Raw genomic sequence first — 16,953 nt, 5'->3', positions numbered from 1 at the left:
CCGGGAAGAGAAGGCACTCAGCCCGAGGAACCCGCGTTATCATGCCGCCCACCAACGATGAACGCGTGATTGAGGAACGGCATGACCCCCTGGCTGACGGTAGTAGGCATCGGTGAAGACGGTTTCAAAGGTCTGGGCAAGAACGCCCGGCACGCGCTGCTGCGTGCCTCACGGATCTTCGGCGGCCAGCGGCATCTGGACCTGTTGCCCCCGTGCATTCGGGGCGAGCGCCATGGCTGGCCAAGTCCGTTTTCGGTTGAGCCTGTGCTGGCCCGGCGCGGCGAGCCTGTCTGCGTGCTGGCCAGCGGCGACCCGATGTTTTTCGGCGTCGGCGCCAGCCTCGCCCGGCAACTGTCCAGCGATGAAATGCTGACGCTGCCGGCCTCTTCTTCTTGCTCGCTCGCGGCCGCCAGAATGGGCTGGCCATTGCAGGAGGTCGTCACGTTATCGGTGGTGGCTCGCCCGATTTCAGCACTCAACGCACAAATGTTCAGCGGCGTGCGCTTGCTGGTGCTGAGCAACGACCGCCATAGCCCCGCTGCAATTGCCGCATTGCTGCGAGAGCGTGGTTTCGGCCCGAGTCGCTTCACTGTGCTGGAACACTTGGGCGGCCTCGCCGAGCGGCGTATCGACGGCATCGCCAGCGACTGGACCGACCCGGAAGTCGCCGATTTGAACCTGATCGCCATCGACTGCATTGCCGAACCGAATACACCTCGCCTGTCGCGCCTGGCCGGCCTGCCGGACTCAGCCTTCAGGCATGACGGCCAACTGACTAAACGCGACGTGCGCGCAATCACCCTCGCACGCCTGGCACCGGTTCCCGGCGAGCTTCTGTGGGACGTCGGCGCTGGCAGCGGCTCGATTGGCATCGAGTGGATGCGCGCCCACCCAAGTTGCCGGGCGCTGGCCATCGAAGCCGACGAAGGGCGGCAGCAGATGATCGAGTACAACCGCGATGCTCTCGGTGTGCCTGGCCTGCAACTGATTCGCGGCAGTGCGCCGCAAGCCTTGTTGGGGCTGGAACGTCCGGACGCGATTTTCATCGGCGGCGGTGTCACCCGCGAAGGCGTGCTGGACACCTGCTGGGCTGCCCTCAAACCCGGCGGCCGGCTGGTCGCCAACGCAGTTACGCTGCAAAGTGAAATGACGCTGATGAGCTGGCGTGAGCAGCACGGTGGCGAGCTGACGCGTATTCATATCGCCCAGGCGCAACCGCTGGGCGACTTCGATACCTGGCGTCAGGCATTGCCGATTACCTTGCTGGAAGTGACGAAGCCTTACGATGCGTGACGAAACCGCCGAACAACCCGCGCCGCTGCGCAGCGGCCTGACCACGGGCAGCTGCGCCACCGCCACCAGTCTTGCAGCGGCACGCCTGCTGCTGGCGGGCACGGAGGCGGACGCGGTGGAGATTGTCCTGCCCAAGGGCAAACAGGTGCAGATGCGCCTGGAGTTCTGCCGCCTGACCGATGACGGCGCCGAGGCCGGAACCATCAAGGACGCCGGCGATGATCCGGACGTAACCCATGGCGCCCTGCTCTATTCGCACGTGCGCTTGTGCGGCGAACCGGGCATCCGCTTTAACGCCGGTCGCGGCGTGGGCACGGTCACCCGGCCGGGGCTGGTGCTGGGTGTCGGCGAACCGGCGATCAACCCGGTGCCGCGCAGAATGATCAGCGATCACCTGACTCGACTGGCTGACGAACTCGGTTACGGCGGCGGTTTCGAGGTCACTGTCAGCGTCGAGGACGGCGAGGCACTGGCGCTGAAAACCATGAACCCGCGCCTGGGAATTCTCGGCGGGCTGTCGATCCTCGGCACCAGTGGCATCGTCCGGCCGTTTTCCTGCGCGGCCTACATCGCTTCGATCCATCAAGGCATCGACGTCGCGAAAACCAACGGCTACCTGCACATCGCCGCCTGCACCGGCAACGCCAGTGAAGACACCATGCGCCGGGTCTACAACCTGCCGGAAATTGCCCTGATCGAGATGGGCGACTTTGTCGGCGCAGTACTCAAACACCTGCGCAAAGTGCCGGTGGACAAACTCAGCATTTGTGGAGGCTTCGGCAAGATCAGCAAACTGGCCGCCGGTCACATGGACTTGCACAGCCGGCATTCGAGCATCGACCTGCCGCAACTGGCCGAATGGGCCGCTGCGGTGGGCGCCGACGGCGCATTGCAGCAAGCGATTCGCGAAGCCAATACCAGTCAACAAGCCCTGGCCATGGCCAGCACAGCGGGTGTCGCCCTCGGCGATGCGGTGTGTCAGCACGCACTGGATTTTGCCCGTAGCGTGGTGCCGGCACAGGTTCAGGTCGAGGTGTTTGCCATCGACCGTCAGGGTGAAGTTGTCGGCCATGCCGGAGCTTTTCAATGAAACGTGTTCTGTTACTCGGCGGCGTGACCGAAGCCCTGGCCATCGCCCGAACCCTAGGGCCGCAGCACATCTATAGCCTGGCGGGCGTCGGTCGCGTGCCAACGGATCTAACCTGCCAGGTTCGCGTCGGCGGTTACGGCGGTGCCGAAGGGCTAGCGCAGTTCATCCACGATAAAGGGGTCGACTTGCTGCTGGATGCTACACACCCCTACGCCGCACAAATCAGTCAAAACGCCGCGACGGCGTCTCGCTTGAGCGGCATTCCCTGCTGGGCACTGCGGCGCCCGGCATGGCAAGCACAGACAGGCGATGACTGGCGTGAAGTCAGCGATTGGGCAGAACTGATCCAGGCGTTGCAACCCTTCCGGCGACCGCTGTTCACCCTTGGACGAGAACCGTTGCAGCATTTGCAGGAAATCCCGCCAGAGCAATTCTGGACCCTGCGTGCACTGGACGTGTATCCGGGCAACGAGCGCTGTGAAGTGATCGGCGCGCGCGGGCCGTTCCTGATCGACGACGAACGCGAACTGTTCGAACGTCGGCAGATCGATGTGCTGATCAGCAAGAACAGCGGCAGTACCGCGACCGAACCGAAGCTGGAAGTGGCACGGGAGCGTGGGGTGCCGGTGATTGTTTTGACGCGGCCGGTGTTGCCGGGGGTTGATCGGGAGTTTCTGTCGCGTGAGGAAACACTTGATGCATTGGCGGCGTTTGTTCAGTAAGGCAAAATCGGCGGCTTGCATGAACAGTAACCTATTTGTTACCTTCAAGGCCGCTTGTGATCACACTCGAAGAATACTTGCAGGACAACCAAACAAGCCCCTTTGGACGCTGGTTTTCCACCTTGAATGCGCAGGCAGCACTTAAGGTTTCTACTGCGTTGCTGCGACTGGAGCTTGGCAATACATCCAATATCAAGTGGTTTGAAGGTCTTGGTGAATACCGAATAAATTGGGGGCCGGGCTACAGAATCTATCTTGTTCAAGAAGGGAAACGCCTGATCATCCTTTTCGGTGGCGGTCATAAGTCCACTCAAAAAGCCGACATCAAACAGGCAAAAGTACTGATAGCCGAATTCAGGTCCCGAAAAAAAGCTGAACAGAACCGGAGATAAAGTCATGGCGCTCACCCGAAGCTACAAACACACCATTGCCGAGCGTGCCCAGCGTGACCCCGAGTTCGCCCAAGCATTATTGGATGAGGCTGCTACTCTGTTTCTTAACGGCGAACCTGAAATGGCCAGAATCATTTTGCGCGACCTCGTCAATGCCACTGTCGGTTTCGAAGCACTCGCAAAGGAAACCGCGAAGCCCAGCAAAAGCCTCCATCGAATGTTGTCCGCCAAGGGCAACCCAAGCATGGACAACCTGGCTGCGATATTCGCCGTAATCCGCGCTACGCTTGGAGTAGATATGCAAGTACATGCGGTACGAGCGCACTGACAGTTTGAGAAACAATCGACTCTTACTGCGACACCACACCGCACGCCGCGTTTTTACTTATCGGCCCTGATCAGGCTAAATAGCCGCGCCTGACCGCCCACCCCAATGGATTTTGTCCCATGTCCCGACAACGGCTCGCAATTGCCTGGATAGCCTGCTTCGCAGTGCTGTTCAACCTGCTCGCCATGCCGATGTCCGGAGCGATGGCGCAGACGGCGAAGTCGCCCGCCGAACAGTTGTTGTGGGGTAGTTTCTGCTCGTCCAGCGGCACCAAAATGGTGGCGATTTCCCTGGGCGACATCGAACAGAAAGCCCCGCAAAGCGACGATCATTCCAACATGCAGCATTGCTGGTGCTGCTCCGGCTCCGCACCGTTGGTGGCGCTGCCCGGGCATGTGCCGCAGCTGTATTTCGCGCAGTTCGAAGCCAATCGAAGCCTGCCCGCCGACTCTCTCAACACGCCGACACCGCGCCAGCAATGGCCAAGCCTCAACCCCCGCGCCTCCCCTCTGGTGTGATGACTTCTCGCAATTGACCTGCGTTTTGAATCGCTCTGGAGAACTGCCATGTTGAACAAATTCCTCGTTCTGGCCGCGTTGCTGCTGCCTGCCTGCTTTGCCAATGCTCACGAATACAAGGCCGGGGAGCTGGAAATCGCTCACCCGTGGTCACAAGAGTTGCCACCGAATGCACCCACCGTCGCGGCGTACTTCGTGATTCACAACGAAGGCAAAACCGCCGACCGGCTGCTCAGCGTCGAAACCCCCATTGCCGGCGAAGCTCAGCTGCATGAGCACCTCATGCAGAACGACGTGATGAAAATGCAGCACGTACCGAGTGTGGAAATCCCTGCGGGTGGCGAAATTACTTTTGCGCCGATGGCCTACCACGTGATGCTGCTGAACCTGAAAGACCGCAGCCTGCTGGTTGACGGCAAGCGCTTCCCGATGACCCTGCACTTCGAGAAGGCCGGTGACGTAAAAGTCGAAGTCGCCGTGCAGAAGCAGGCGCCCGACGATACGCAAGCGCACGTGCATACCCAGTAATCGCCTGAGCTGAACACGCCCATGCGCCCGCTTAGCGCCAGGTCATCCGTGTCACGTCGTCAGCCCATGAACCTGACACGTGGCAGCTGGATCAGCCTGTTCGCCATGCTGATGATCTTTATCGGTCCGCTGATATCTCAGTCGATGCCGATGAATTCGCGCGCGGCCATGTCTGCGAATATGTCCATGAGCATGTCGATGGACATGAGCATGGATATGTCGGCGATGGAGCACGCCGACGACGCACAAGCCAGCGCCGAGCACTGTCCGCCAAAAGCCGCACATCACGCCATCTGGGAAAGATGCGGCTATTGCAGCCTGCTGTTCAATTGCCCGGCGCTCACCGGTGGCGTGTCATTTGCCGCATTCGATACACCGCTCGCCAACACGTTCACCACCCCGTCCCCACGCCTGGGTCATGCCCGGCAAACCTTCTTCCCCGGCGCCCGCACCCGCGCCCCGCCCGTCGTCGCGTAAACACCCACTTCTGATTTCACACGGTTACGAAAACAGCCAAAGCCACCTGTGGGAGCGAGCTTGCTCGCGATAGCGGCAAGTCATTCGACATTGATGTTGGTTGACCCTTCCTCATCGCGAGCAAGCCCACTCCCATAGGGATTACGCAGGCTGCCGGCCGTGTCGTTTACGACTGTTCGATGGAAATTGTCATGTCCAGGTTTTCTGCTGACCCACGCTTGAGCCTTGCCCAAGCCTCTTTTACCCCGAACGAATCCAGTATTCGTTTCAGGCACGCCACCGCCATTCTTTGCGGTGCGCTGCTCGCACCCTCGGTGCTGGCCGAAGAACACGTCGACCCCAGTGAAGAACTGAGCCCGACGGTGATCACCGCCATCGCGCCGAGCTCGCCTCTGACTATCGTCACCAACCCCAAGGACCCTCGCCAGCCGGTACCGGCCAGCGACGGTTCGGATTATCTGAAAACCATCCCTGGCTTCGCCCAGGTGCGCAATGGCGGCACTAATGGCGACCCGGTGCTGCGTGGCATGTTTGGCTCGCGGCTGAACATCCTCACCAATGGCGGCATGATGCTCGGTGCCTGCCCGGGCCGGATGGATGCGCCAACCTCGTACATTTCTCCGCAAACCTACGACACACTCACCGTCATCAAAGGCCCGCAAACGGTGCTCTGGGGACCAGGTGCCTCGGCCGGCACCCTCCTTTTCGACCGCGACCCGGAAAGCTTCGGCGCACTCGGCACCCGCGTAAACGCCAGCGTGCTGGCCGGTTCCAACGGCCGCTTCGACAAACTGGTGGACGCCGCTGCTGGCGGACCACTGGGCTACGTACGCGTCATCGGCAACACAGCGCACTCCGACGACTATAAAGACGGCAACAACGACACCGTGCCGTCGCGCTATGACAAATGGAACGGCGACGTCGCGCTCGGCTGGACCCCGGACGCAGATACCCTGCTGGAGCTGACCGCCGGCAAGGGTGACGGCGATGCCCGTTATGCCGGGCGCGGCATGGACGGCTCGCAATTCCAGCGCGAGAGCCTCGGCCTGCGCTTTGAGAAGTCCAACCTCAGTGACGTACTGGAAAAGCTTGAGGCGCAGGTCTACTACAACTACGCCGACCACGTGATGGACAACTACACCCTGCGCACGCCATCCGGCACTGGAATGATGGCTGGGCCGATGGCGTCCAATGTTGACCGCCGCACCCTCGGCGCACGGATCAAAGCCACCTGGCGCTGGGCCGATGTGCAGTTGATCAGCGGCATCGACGCGCAGACCAACGAGCACCGTCAGCGCAACGCCATGGGTGTCGACACTTACAAAAACCTGCCCTACACCAAGGATGCCGACTTCCATAACTATGGGCTGTTCGGCGAACTGACCTGGTACGCCGCCGAGCGTGACCGCCTGATTACGGGTGCACGCCTGGACCGCGCCTCCGCCAAGGATTATCGGCAGACAACCGGTTCGGGAATGATGACTCGCCCGAATCCAACTGCTGACGACACCCGCGCCGACACCTTGCCAAGCGGCTTCATCCGTTACGAACACGACCTGGCCGACAGCCCCGCTACGTTGTATGCAGGCCTCGGTCATACCCAGCGTTTTCCGGATTACTGGGAGCTGTTTTCGCCCAACTCCGGCCCCGTCGGATCGGTGAATGCCTTCGACTCGATCAAGCCGGAAAAAACCACCCAGCTCGACTTCGGCCTGCAATACAGAACCGAAGACCTCGAAGCCTGGGCCTCGGCTTACATCGGCCAGGTGCGTGATTACATCCTCTTCAATTACACGCCCGCCATGATGGGCATGACCTCGCAAGCACAGAACATCGACGCGCGAATCATGGGCGGTGAAATGGGCGCGGCGTACAACCTCACCCGCCATTGGAAAGCCGATGCAACCCTGGCCTACGCCTGGGGCAAGAACAGCAGCGACGGCAATGCACTGCCGCAAATGCCGCCGCTGGACGCACGTTTCGGCCTGACCTACAGCGAAGACAACTGGAGCGCCGGTGCACTGTGGAGAGTGGTCGCCGCGCAAAACCGCATCGATCAAAACAAAGGCAACGTGGTCGGCAAGGACTTCGACAAAACCCCGGGCTTCGCTGTGTTCTCGCTCAACGGCGCCTACCGGATCAACCAGAACTGGAGGGTCAGCAGCGGCGTCGACAACCTGTTTAACAAAGCCTACGCCGAGCACTTGAACCTGGCGGGCAACGCCGGTTTCGGCTACCCGGCCAACGACCCGCAAGCCATCAAGGAACCGGGGCGAACGCTCTGGACCAAGGTGGATATGAGCTTTTAAGAGCTTCGCGGGCAAGCCTCGCTCCTACAGAATCACCACTGTCCCTGTAGGAGCGAGGCTTGCCCGCGATCGGTTGCGCAGCAACCGCAAACAAACAACTAAAAGATCCAAGCCAAGCGGAGCACATGTGATGAAACAGCCCAAAGTAAATTTCTACAACCTCGCCTGGCGCTGGCATTTCTATGCCGGGTTATTCGTTGCGCCATTCATGGTGATGCTGGCCCTGACCGGCACCATTTACCTGTTCAAGCCACAACTCGATTCACTGATGTACAGCAGCCTGCTCAACGTCCCCGCCGGCCATCACACCGTCCCGGCCGATGACTTGCTCAAGCGCGTGAAAGACGCGTATCCGCAGGGAACGATCAAGCAGTACCTGCCACCGGTCAACGCCGAGCGCAGCGCTCAGTTTGTCGTGCTCAATGGCGGCAGCGAGCTGAACGTATTCGTCGATCCGTACCACGGCGACATCCTCGGCGAGCAAGACGCCAAGAAGAACCTGCAAGCGGTTGCGCGGGCGATTCACGGCGAGTTGATGATCGGCACCGTCGGTGACCGGCTGGTGGAAATGGCCGCTGGCTGGGGCGTGGTGCTAGTGGTTTCCGGGGTGTTCCTGTGGTGGCCGCGCGGTCAGGCGGCGGGGATTTTGTGGCCACGCCTGAGCAGTCGTGGTCGGGTGCTGTGGCGCGATTTGCACGCCGTGACCGGTTTCTGGGGTGCTTCCCTGCTGCTGGTGATGCTGCTCAGCGGCATGACCTGGACCGGGTTCTGGGGCCAGCAATATGCGGCCGTGTGGAACGTTTTTCCGGCAGCCATGTGGGACAACGTGCCGAAGTCCGACGTCGAGGCGCGCAGCCTCAACAGCGCCACTCGCCAGACCGTGCCATGGGCGATGGAAAATACCCCGATGCCAATGTCCGGTGCGCATGCCGAACACATGGCCCACGGTGGTGCGCAGGCCGGCCCGGCCGCGCCGACCATCAGCCTGCAAGACGTGCAAAACATCGCCGTGCAACGCAAGGTCGAACCGGGTTACAGCATCACATTCCCGACCACCGCCACCGGCGTTTTCACCATCGCCGTGTTCGCCGATGACCCGCGCAACGACGCCACCCTGCATGTTGATCAGTACAGCGGCGACGTCCTCGCCGACGTGCGTTACGAACACTACGGCGCCGTGGCCCGCGCCACCGAAATCGGCGTGATGCTGCACGAAGGCAAGATGTTCGGCACGCTCAACCAGATCATCGTCCTGTTGATCTGCATGATGATCCTGCTCAGCGCCGTCAGCGGCGTGGTGATCTGGTGGAAGCGCCGTCCGCAAGGCAAATTCGGTGTGCCACCGCTGCGTCACGATTTGCCGAAATGGAAAACCGCGATGGTGATCATGTTTGCATTGGCCGTGGCGTTTCCGCTGGTGGGCGCTTCGCTGGTGGTGGTGTGGGTGCTGGATCGTGTGCTGCTGTCGCGTTTTAACCGGCAAACTGAATCGGCCTCATCTTCATCTTGAGACAGGCGAGATGCGCGAAGTTAAAGGCGCTGTAAACTTCGCGCGTTTGGTTTCCCCCAAGTTTATTTTCACCTACAGGCCCTCATCGCGAGCAAGCTCGGCTCCTACAGGTCTTGCGACGGACACAAAACCTGTAGGAGCCGAGCTTGCTCGCGATGGCGTCATCAGCATCAGCAAAAATCTCAGAGTTAACGCATGACCTCGCTGAACCTCACAAACCTCGCCTGGACGCCCCTGGGCCACGGTCATTGTCATCACCAGTTCCAGCTGCGTGATGCCTCGCTGCACGTGGCCGCCGGCGAGTTTGTCGGGCTGATTGGCCCCAATGGCAGCGGCAAGACCAGCCTGTTGCGTTGCGCCTGGCGCTTCAGCAAACCGGAGAACGGTGAGGTCCGGCTCGATCATCACAACGTCTGGAAGCACTCCTCACGCTGGTGCGCGCAGCGCATAGCCGTGGTGTTGCAGGAATTCCCAGACGCCTTCGGCCTGACCGTGGACGAGGTGGTCGCCATGGGCCGTACGCCGCACAAAGGTCTGTTCGACGGCGACACCCTCGAAGACCGCAACCTCGTGACCCAAGCCCTGGAATCGGTCGGCCTCGAAGGTTTCGAAGACCACGCATTCTCCACCCTCTCTGGCGGTGAAAAACAGCGGGTGATCCTCGCCCGCGCCCTGGCCCAACAACCGCAACTGCTGATCCTCGACGAGCCGACCAACCACCTCGACCCACGCTATCAGCTGGAGCTTTTGAGGCTGGTCAGGCGCCTGAAGGTCAGCACGCTGGCAAGCATTCACGACCTCAATCTGGCCGCCGCTTTTTGTGATCGGCTGTACGTGATCAACCACGGGCGCATCATCGCCAGCGGCACGCCAAAAGAAGTCCTGAACGCCGCGCTGCTGCGCAACGTATTCGGCGTCGAAGCACTGATCGATGAACACCCTTTGCACGGCTACCCACGAATCACCTGGATTACTCAACCATGAACCTGCGTTCCCTGCTGTGCGTCGCGCTGTTGCTGGGCAGTGCCCACGCCTTGGCCGACGCCACGAAATACCCGCTGACCATCCAGAGTTGCAACCGCGAAGTGACCTTCAGTCAGGCACCGAAACACGCGGTCAGCCACGACATCAACATGACCCAGATGATGCTCGCCCTCGGCCTCAAGCCAAGCATGGCCGGGTACAGCGGTGTGTCCGGCTGGAAGTCGGTGACGCCGCAAATGCAGACCATCCTCGATGGTTTGCCGGAGCTCGCGGCCAAGTACCCGTCAGTGGAAACCCTGCTCAATGCCAACGTCGATTTCTTCTTCGCCGGTTGGGATTACGGCATGCGCGTGGGCGGTGACCTCACGCCGCAAACCCTGCAACCGCTGGGCATCAATGTCTATGAGTTGACCGAGTCCTGCGCCTTCGTGATGAAGCGTCCAGCGGCCACTCTGGAAGACACCTATAACGACCTGCGCAACCTCGGCAAAATCTTTGACGTGCAGGATCGCGCCAATGCACTGATCGCCGATATGCAGGCGCAAGTCGCCGGGATTCGCAAGAATCTGCCCGCCGACAAGCCACGGGTATTTCTCTACGACAGCGGTGAAGACCGGGCCATGACGTCGGGCCGACTGGGCATGCCGCAAGCCCTGATCGACGCCGCCGGCGGGCGCAATGTGCTTGATGACGTCGAGGCGAGCTGGACCCGGGTCAACTGGGAGAACGTGGTCGAGCGTAACCCGCAGGTGATCGTGATTGTCGACTATGGCGAAGTCTCCGCTGAACAGAAGGAACAATTTTTGCTGAACAACAAAGCCCTGCAATCGGTGGACGCGATCAAGAACCAACGCTTCATCGTCATCCCTTACGTACAGGCCACGCCGGGAATCGACAATGTGCTGGCGGTCGAAACCCTGGCCAAGGGTTTCCACGGCGAATGATCAATCGTCGCTACGCCTTGTTGCTGATCGCCCTTGGCGCGTTGTTGCTGGTGTCGTGTGTGGTTTCGCTGGGGGTTGGGCCGGCGCGGGTGCCGGTGGACGTGGTCTGGCGGATTCTGTTGCACCAGCTGTTCGGTATTGGCGTGGCGGACTGGAGCGCCGGTCAGGAACATATTGTCTGGTTGATCCGTGTGCCGCGCATGCTGCTCGGCGCGTTGGTGGGTGCCGGGCTGGCGTTGATCGGTGCAGTGCTGCAAGCGGTGACACGCAATCCGCTGGCCGACCCGCATCTGCTGGGTGTGACTTCCGGGGCGACGTTAGGCGCGGTAATCGTGGTGTTGCATGTCGGTGAAATCGTCGGCCTGCTGACCTTGCCCATCGCAGCGTTCATCGGCGCGCTGCTGAGCATGCTGCTGGTGTTGATGATCGCCAACCGCAACGGTCGGCTGGACAGTGACCGCCTGCTGCTGTGCGGTGTGGCGGTGTCATTTGTAATGATGGCGATCGCCAATCTGTTGCTGTTTCTGGGCGATCACCGCGCCAGTTCGGCAGTGATGTTCTGGATGCTCGGCGGCCTCGGTTTGGCGCGTTGGGAGTTGCTTGCAGTGCCGGCAGCCAGCGTGTTACTCGGGTTGGTATTGTTGCTGGGAATGGTTCGGCCGTTGAATGCGTTGATGGCCGGCGAGCAGACTGCCGTGACGCTCGGCCTCAATGCTCGCGCGGTTCGTCTGCGAGTGTTTGTAGTTGCCTCGCTGATGACCGGCGTGCTGGTGTCGATCAGTGGGTCGATTGGTTTTGTCGGGTTGATGGTGCCGCACATCGCGCGGCACCTGGTCGGGGCTGAACACCGCCGGTTGCTGCCCGTGTGCGTGTTGCTCGGCAGTGTTTTTCTGCTGTGGGTGGACGTCGCCGCCCGTACCCTGATCGCCCCGGAGGACCTGCCCATCGGCGTCGCCACCGCGGCAATCGGCGGCCTGTTCTTCATCGGCCTCATGCGCCGCCGCTGATGTCCCCACTGTAGGAGCTGCCGAGTGAAACGAGGCTGCGATCTTTTGATCTTCAAAAATCAAAATCAAAAGATCGCAGCCTTGTTTCACTCGACAGCTCCTACAGGGGTCGGCATCAGGTATGGGGAGTGTTCAATTCGGCGCTGATCGGGCCGCGATGGGGCCAGAAGGCATCAACTTCAAGCACCTGAAATTTGCTGGTGCCCAACAGTTTGGTAAAAAAAGTACTGACGCCTGCACTCACACCCTCATCCAGGACTGCGGTTTCGCTGGATGTGTGGCTCGGCGTGAATTTCAACAAGGCACCCCCACGACCACTCAGATAGCAGCTGGACCCCGGCACCGCGTTCTTTTTCAGCACCTGCGTGCTGAAACGCAAATCGCCCAGGGCCAGGTGATTGACAAGTTGGCGGTCGGTATCACTGACGATCGGGGCGATCACATTGACTACTTTATAGAACTGATGAACACCGGCCAGCCTGAAGCCTTCCGGGAACTGCGGCAATGGCAACGGCGCCACACCCGGCACCTTGATCTCGGCAATCGGACCGCCCGCTCCGGCGTAAAACAATCGGGCCGCCGCACCGGACTCGCCACCCGTCCCGTCTTCAAGGGGTTCAATCGCGACGAAAGAACCGGACTCGACGTGAAGCAAAATCCCCCCCAGGAACTGTTTGCCGTTGTATTCCCCGACGTGGTGCTGCGCCCAACGTGCAGCATCGTCGGCATGCGCAAATACCGGGCCCAGTGCAAACCGGTTGTCCTGCGGCCACCTGACCAGGCCGATGCCGGTTTTCACACCCTTAGCATCCACTCGAAACGGTGACCAGAAACTGCTGCGCACCACCACGCGCAGTTCACCATTGCGAACCACTTTGCGCAGGTACTCCAGCAAGGGTTCCTGGCCCGCCTCCAGTTCCTTCTCATAAATATGGGTCGCGCTGAAACTCGCCCATTGCTCGGCGGTACTCTTCGCCTCATACCTCAACAACGCCCCGTCTGCACAAGACAGATACAGTTTTAGATACATGCTCCCCTGGGCCGAAGACACCCTCACTGCATCCATCCCGCGAGCGAAATGCTGGGGAGTGATAAAGCTGTGATGAAGATCATCCGAGCGCGCAGCAGATACTTCTGGCGTGCACAAATAAAGTCCATGAATGCTGTAGCCCTGCGGCAATAATTCCTGGGGAAACAACCTTGCAGCGCTGAAATTGCCCTGCGGGCCGGGAACCGCAAGCGTCGTCATGTACCGCTCGGAGGTCGACGATTTCAGGATGAAGCCAAACATCAACTCCGCGCGCGGTTGCGTGTGTCTGTGGATATACCGCACCGCGTCGTCGGGCTGCGTGAACACCGGGCTTAACGCCGGCTCACCCACCGCAAAACGGCGCAACGCCGGCGCGATGGGGCTGGAGTACCCCGCCCAATGCGATAACCGTCGCGCCATCCCCCACACCCGGTTTTCCTGGACAACATAAAGCTCACCGGCCTTCGCCATCCGGTTGACGAACTCGCTGGGGGTCAGTTTTGCAGCACGCATCTGCAACTCGACTGGCGTTTGCCTCGGCTGCAGCTGACTGGCAGGCGTCAACGCAACGCCAAGCCGTTTTTCCTCGACGCTACCGCTTCGGGTGTATCTGATCAGACTGTCTTCCAGGCCGAGCAGGTATTCCGTACCGGGTGACAAGCTCGCCTCAGCACTGCCCTCATGCAGGATGGCGGACATAAAATCACTGGAAAACATATTGAGGTAGGTGTCCCGCTCCCGGCTCGACAAGGCAAAAACCGGCTCGACCTTGCGGCGCGAATGATAGCGGGCGACCACCGTGCTGCCTGCCAGGAACTCACCTTTGTCCGCCAGCTGGTCGAGGCGAATCCAGTTCGGCGGAAAGTTTTCAGCTTCGACTGGCACCGGCAACGTAGCGACAAACAAACCATCGGCCCGACGCAGCACCAAGCCACCATCGATCCGCTCGCGCCGCGTGCCCAGTTGCGCCATGGCGAAACGCACCGCGTCGTCCTGCCATAAATAGGCCGGGCTCAGGCGACGGCGCTGCACCAACGCATAAGGTTTCCATGAAGCAGAAACCGGACCTGCTTTATCCCAACACTCGCTTTTCACCCGCACTTCAAGGCTCCCAGCCGCAAGCACTTTTCCCATGACGCCCGGAAACGGCGGCACCTCGCCCGCCATCAGTGACAGCAAAGTCCTGGGGCCGACCGACTCCGAGCCGGTCACGAACAGCCTCGATGACGGTGAATAGCGATAGTGCAGCAAGGCTCCGTCGAGCGTGGCGATGTAGAGACTCAACGCCTGATGATGGGTCAGGCGCTGGGTGTCCTTGTCATCGAACAGGGCAACGAACAAATCACCTATCGGAACAAAGTGACGGGCGAACCAACGATCGCTTGCCGACAGTGCGCTTGGCAGCCAGTGCCCGGAGTAATACACGCTGTGAATCCGGTACTCATCGATCAGCACCGGCACACCGAAATCACTGGCCTGATTCAATGCATCCAGGGATCTGGCGAGTACCGTCTCGGTCGCTACATACTCGTTGCGCTCGTTGTGTTTGAGGATAAATCCGAGACCCGCCGCGACGGCCCGGTAGTCGGAACATGCCCTGGCATGTGCATCCAGAACGGCTAGCTCGGGCGTGGCAAACAGCGCGCCGAGCCTTGGCTGAAAAGTGTCGATGGCCGGTTTTTTTACCGGCAATTCATTACTGAAGAGACTGTCACGCACACCCCACGTGTCGTTACCGATCAGTACGCGCAACTCCCCTGTACCAGCGAACTCTGTGACCACATCATCGGGTTGCCGGGTATTGCTGGCCAGTTCCTGTGCAATGACGCTGGGGCTATTACCCTGTAATGCCACCCGCTCCTGCAATTGCCGGCGAGCCGTGGCTTTTCCTGCATCAGGCCGATAAGCCAGCAAGCTGTCCGCCGAGCCTGAGAGATACGCCACTGAAAGATGTGCCTGCTGGCTCAGAATCCACCGAATGTCTTCATCGGTGAACATTTGCGCGGCGGTAAGTTGTTCGGCTTCATCACGCCCCACCGTTCGGGCATCAGAAGTCCAGCGCGATGCGTAGACCCCGTACAGTGAATAACCTTCGGCCAGAATGATCGGTGTTCCGTTTGCCTCATATGGGCAAAACCAGCCCAAGGCGAACCTGGAGTTCGGCACCGGAGCGGGCCAGGTCGCGACATAGCGCTTATCGCGGTTTTGCAGGATCAACCCGGCGTAGGCCTGATCGCGCCGGCTGCCAATTTGCTCATGGGCAAACCGCGCTGCATCGTCGGCCAGCACAAATGTGGCGCTCAGGTGCCGCGACCTCGCATACGGCTGCCAATTGGCATCGGCACGACCGGTGACATCCCACAACCCACTGCTCTTCAGCACCGACAGCCCTCCGACGCCGGCCACACGCCGGACATAATCTGTGGGTGTGAGCGTACCGGCCCTCAAGTGCGCTTCGACATCGCTACCGTTCCTCAAAGGCTCTTCACTGACATGATGCTGAGGCTGGTATTGCAACACCGCACCTTCGTTGAGTAAGGCATAAACCTTTAGAAAGTCGGCGTATTCCTGCCGATACACATCCCCGGTAGAGAATTCGATGCCGGTGGCCAGGTCGGCCGGCGTGAAAAAACGCTCATACAGCCAGGGCTCGACAGTGCCCGTACCGTCGGCCGCACAGACGAAATACAAACCTTCGAGCCTGTAATCGAGGACCTCGATCAGCTTGCCCTTTCCATCAGTGGGGAAGGTTTCACGCAATGCGGTTTGCGGGTGACGCGCACTGACCCGGTAGGTGGCAACCCAGTCGTCGCTTGAAGCCGACTTGAGAACGAACCCGAGGAATCGGTCACCCTTTTGCAGAGCGACACCCCTGCCCGCCGCCAGAATCGCGTCGCTTGCCTGATCAGACACCGGACCGAAAAACGGCGGGGCCCGAAGCACTTCGGGTTTATGCACCGGCATCCCAAGCATCCAGTTCGCCGGCACGACACCCCTGACACCGCCCCACTGGTCATTGGCAACCAACACACTCAGGGTACCGATCTGCGCCAAGGTCTGGATCATCGTAAAAGTGACGCCGAACGTGCTCCCTCGTGTGATCCCGACTTCAATGAGTTTCCTTTCCCTGCCCGGTTGTATCGACTCGTATTTGATCAACGAACCATCCGGCCCCGACAAATAGTGTCTCTGTGCGTAAGACCCCTTTTCCTGCATGTGCAGCGCCATGTGTGCTTCGGAGTAGAAACCGAGATACAGCTTGATCTGCTCAGCCGACCAATTCGGGTATTGCTCCTGGAGCAAGGCATGATCCGCCGCATTGGAAAGGTAGTAGCCAGCGCCGGTAAAACCGTCAGGTTCAAATCGTTTCCGGGAAGGCCTTCCCATCCAGAGAAACTCATCAAAATCAAAATTCGTCCTACGGCCCTGAATCGGCAAGGTAGGCACAAACATGCCATCGCTGCGCTGAAGAATCACACCGCCATAGGACACGTCACGTTGCGTACCGATCTGCCGATGAACCCAGTACGCCGCGTCATCTGCACTGATGAAGGTTGGCCCCAGGGCAGGAAACGCATTTTTTGGTGTCACTGATGAAGGTGTTTCGGTTGGCGTCATGTCCATGATTCGTTCACTCGATTGAGAAAACCCGATGATCAGGACTTTGCGCGCACGACCTGCGGTACATAGTTATCGTCGGCATTGAGCACCAATGCCGCGCACGACCCCGCACCACGCCCCTCCCGCAGCCCTAACCTGGTGCGTCACCGAAACGTATCAACCGCTCTAATACGACATTTCCCTGCCTTTTCCCGACCGGG

The 16,953-nt window shown here is 60.2% G+C and carries 14 protein-coding genes; 13 read left to right on the top strand and 1 reads right to left on the bottom strand.

Annotated elements, in window-relative coordinates; all coding sequences use genetic code 11:
* Positions 1 to 81: 81 nt before the first annotated feature.
* From cbiE to KUF73_RS24690, 13 genes are all read left to right on the top strand, one after another.
* On the top strand, positions 82 to 1,293 hold the full coding sequence (cbiE, locus tag KUF73_RS24750) for a precorrin-6y C5,15-methyltransferase (decarboxylating) subunit CbiE (RefSeq protein WP_218440627.1): 1,212 nt from the start codon (positions 82 to 84) through the stop codon (positions 1,291 to 1,293).
* The gene (locus KUF73_RS24745; protein WP_218440626.1) at positions 1,286 to 2,383 is read left to right on the top strand and encodes a cobalt-precorrin-5B (C(1))-methyltransferase; all 1,098 of its coding nucleotides are present in this window, start codon (positions 1,286 to 1,288) and stop codon (positions 2,381 to 2,383) included. The genes cbiE and KUF73_RS24745 overlap by 8 nt, the downstream gene beginning before the upstream one ends.
* Positions 2,380 to 3,105, top strand: coding sequence for a cobalt-precorrin-6A reductase (locus KUF73_RS24740; protein ID WP_218440625.1), 726 nt, complete (start codon positions 2,380 to 2,382; stop codon positions 3,103 to 3,105). The genes KUF73_RS24745 and KUF73_RS24740 overlap by 4 nt, the downstream gene beginning before the upstream one ends.
* A gap of 56 nt (positions 3,106 to 3,161) precedes the next feature.
* Positions 3,162 to 3,497 carry a type II toxin-antitoxin system RelE/ParE family toxin gene (locus KUF73_RS24735; protein WP_218440624.1) on the top strand — a complete coding sequence of 112 codons (336 nt, stop codon included), beginning with the start codon at positions 3,162 to 3,164 and terminating at the stop codon, positions 3,495 to 3,497.
* Between the two features lie 4 nt (positions 3,498 to 3,501).
* A complete protein-coding gene (locus KUF73_RS24730; protein ID WP_218440623.1) occupies positions 3,502 to 3,825 on the top strand; it encodes a DNA-binding protein in 324 nt (107 codons plus the stop codon).
* Positions 3,826 to 3,944: 119 nt separating this feature from the next.
* Positions 3,945 to 4,343, top strand: coding sequence for a DUF2946 domain-containing protein (locus KUF73_RS24725; RefSeq protein ID WP_218440622.1), 399 nt, complete (start codon positions 3,945 to 3,947; stop codon positions 4,341 to 4,343).
* Between the two features lie 48 nt (positions 4,344 to 4,391).
* Positions 4,392 to 4,871, top strand: a complete 480-nt coding sequence (locus KUF73_RS24720; RefSeq protein ID WP_218440621.1) for a copper chaperone PCu(A)C — start codon at positions 4,392 to 4,394, stop codon at positions 4,869 to 4,871.
* A gap of 21 nt (positions 4,872 to 4,892) precedes the next feature.
* Positions 4,893 to 5,348, top strand: a complete 456-nt coding sequence (locus KUF73_RS24715; RefSeq protein WP_218440620.1) for a DUF2946 domain-containing protein — start codon at positions 4,893 to 4,895, stop codon at positions 5,346 to 5,348.
* 191 nt (positions 5,349 to 5,539) lie between these two features.
* Positions 5,540 to 7,657 (top strand): TonB-dependent copper receptor, encoded by a 2,118-nt coding sequence (locus tag KUF73_RS24710; protein WP_218440619.1) that lies wholly within the window; start codon positions 5,540 to 5,542, stop codon positions 7,655 to 7,657.
* 130 nt (positions 7,658 to 7,787) lie between these two features.
* A complete protein-coding gene (locus tag KUF73_RS24705; protein WP_218440618.1) occupies positions 7,788 to 9,167 on the top strand; it encodes a PepSY domain-containing protein in 1,380 nt (459 codons plus the stop codon).
* 195 nt (positions 9,168 to 9,362) lie between these two features.
* Entirely contained in the window at positions 9,363 to 10,151 is a 789-nt protein-coding gene (locus KUF73_RS24700) for an ABC transporter ATP-binding protein (protein ID WP_218440617.1), read from the top strand.
* Positions 10,148 to 11,095 carry an ABC transporter substrate-binding protein gene (locus tag KUF73_RS24695; protein ID WP_218440616.1) on the top strand — a complete coding sequence of 316 codons (948 nt, stop codon included), beginning with the start codon at positions 10,148 to 10,150 and terminating at the stop codon, positions 11,093 to 11,095. The genes KUF73_RS24700 and KUF73_RS24695 overlap by 4 nt, the downstream gene beginning before the upstream one ends.
* Complete coding sequence (locus tag KUF73_RS24690) at positions 11,092 to 12,102, top strand: iron ABC transporter permease (protein ID WP_218440615.1); 1,011 nt, start codon at positions 11,092 to 11,094, stop codon at positions 12,100 to 12,102. The genes KUF73_RS24695 and KUF73_RS24690 overlap by 4 nt, the downstream gene beginning before the upstream one ends.
* Before the next feature lie 115 nt (positions 12,103 to 12,217).
* Here the strand turns inward: KUF73_RS24690 and KUF73_RS24685 are convergent, their stop codons facing one another.
* Entirely contained in the window at positions 12,218 to 16,750 is a 4,533-nt protein-coding gene (locus tag KUF73_RS24685) for a hypothetical protein (protein WP_256345687.1), read from the bottom strand.
* Between the last annotated feature and the right edge of the window lie 203 nt (positions 16,751 to 16,953).

The organism is Pseudomonas sp. PD9R (assembly GCF_019200975.1).
Taxonomy (GTDB): Bacteria; Pseudomonadota; Gammaproteobacteria; order Pseudomonadales; family Pseudomonadaceae; genus Aquipseudomonas.
Note: the sequence above shows the minus strand (reverse complement) of the source record. Positions and strands in the feature narration are given on the sequence as shown.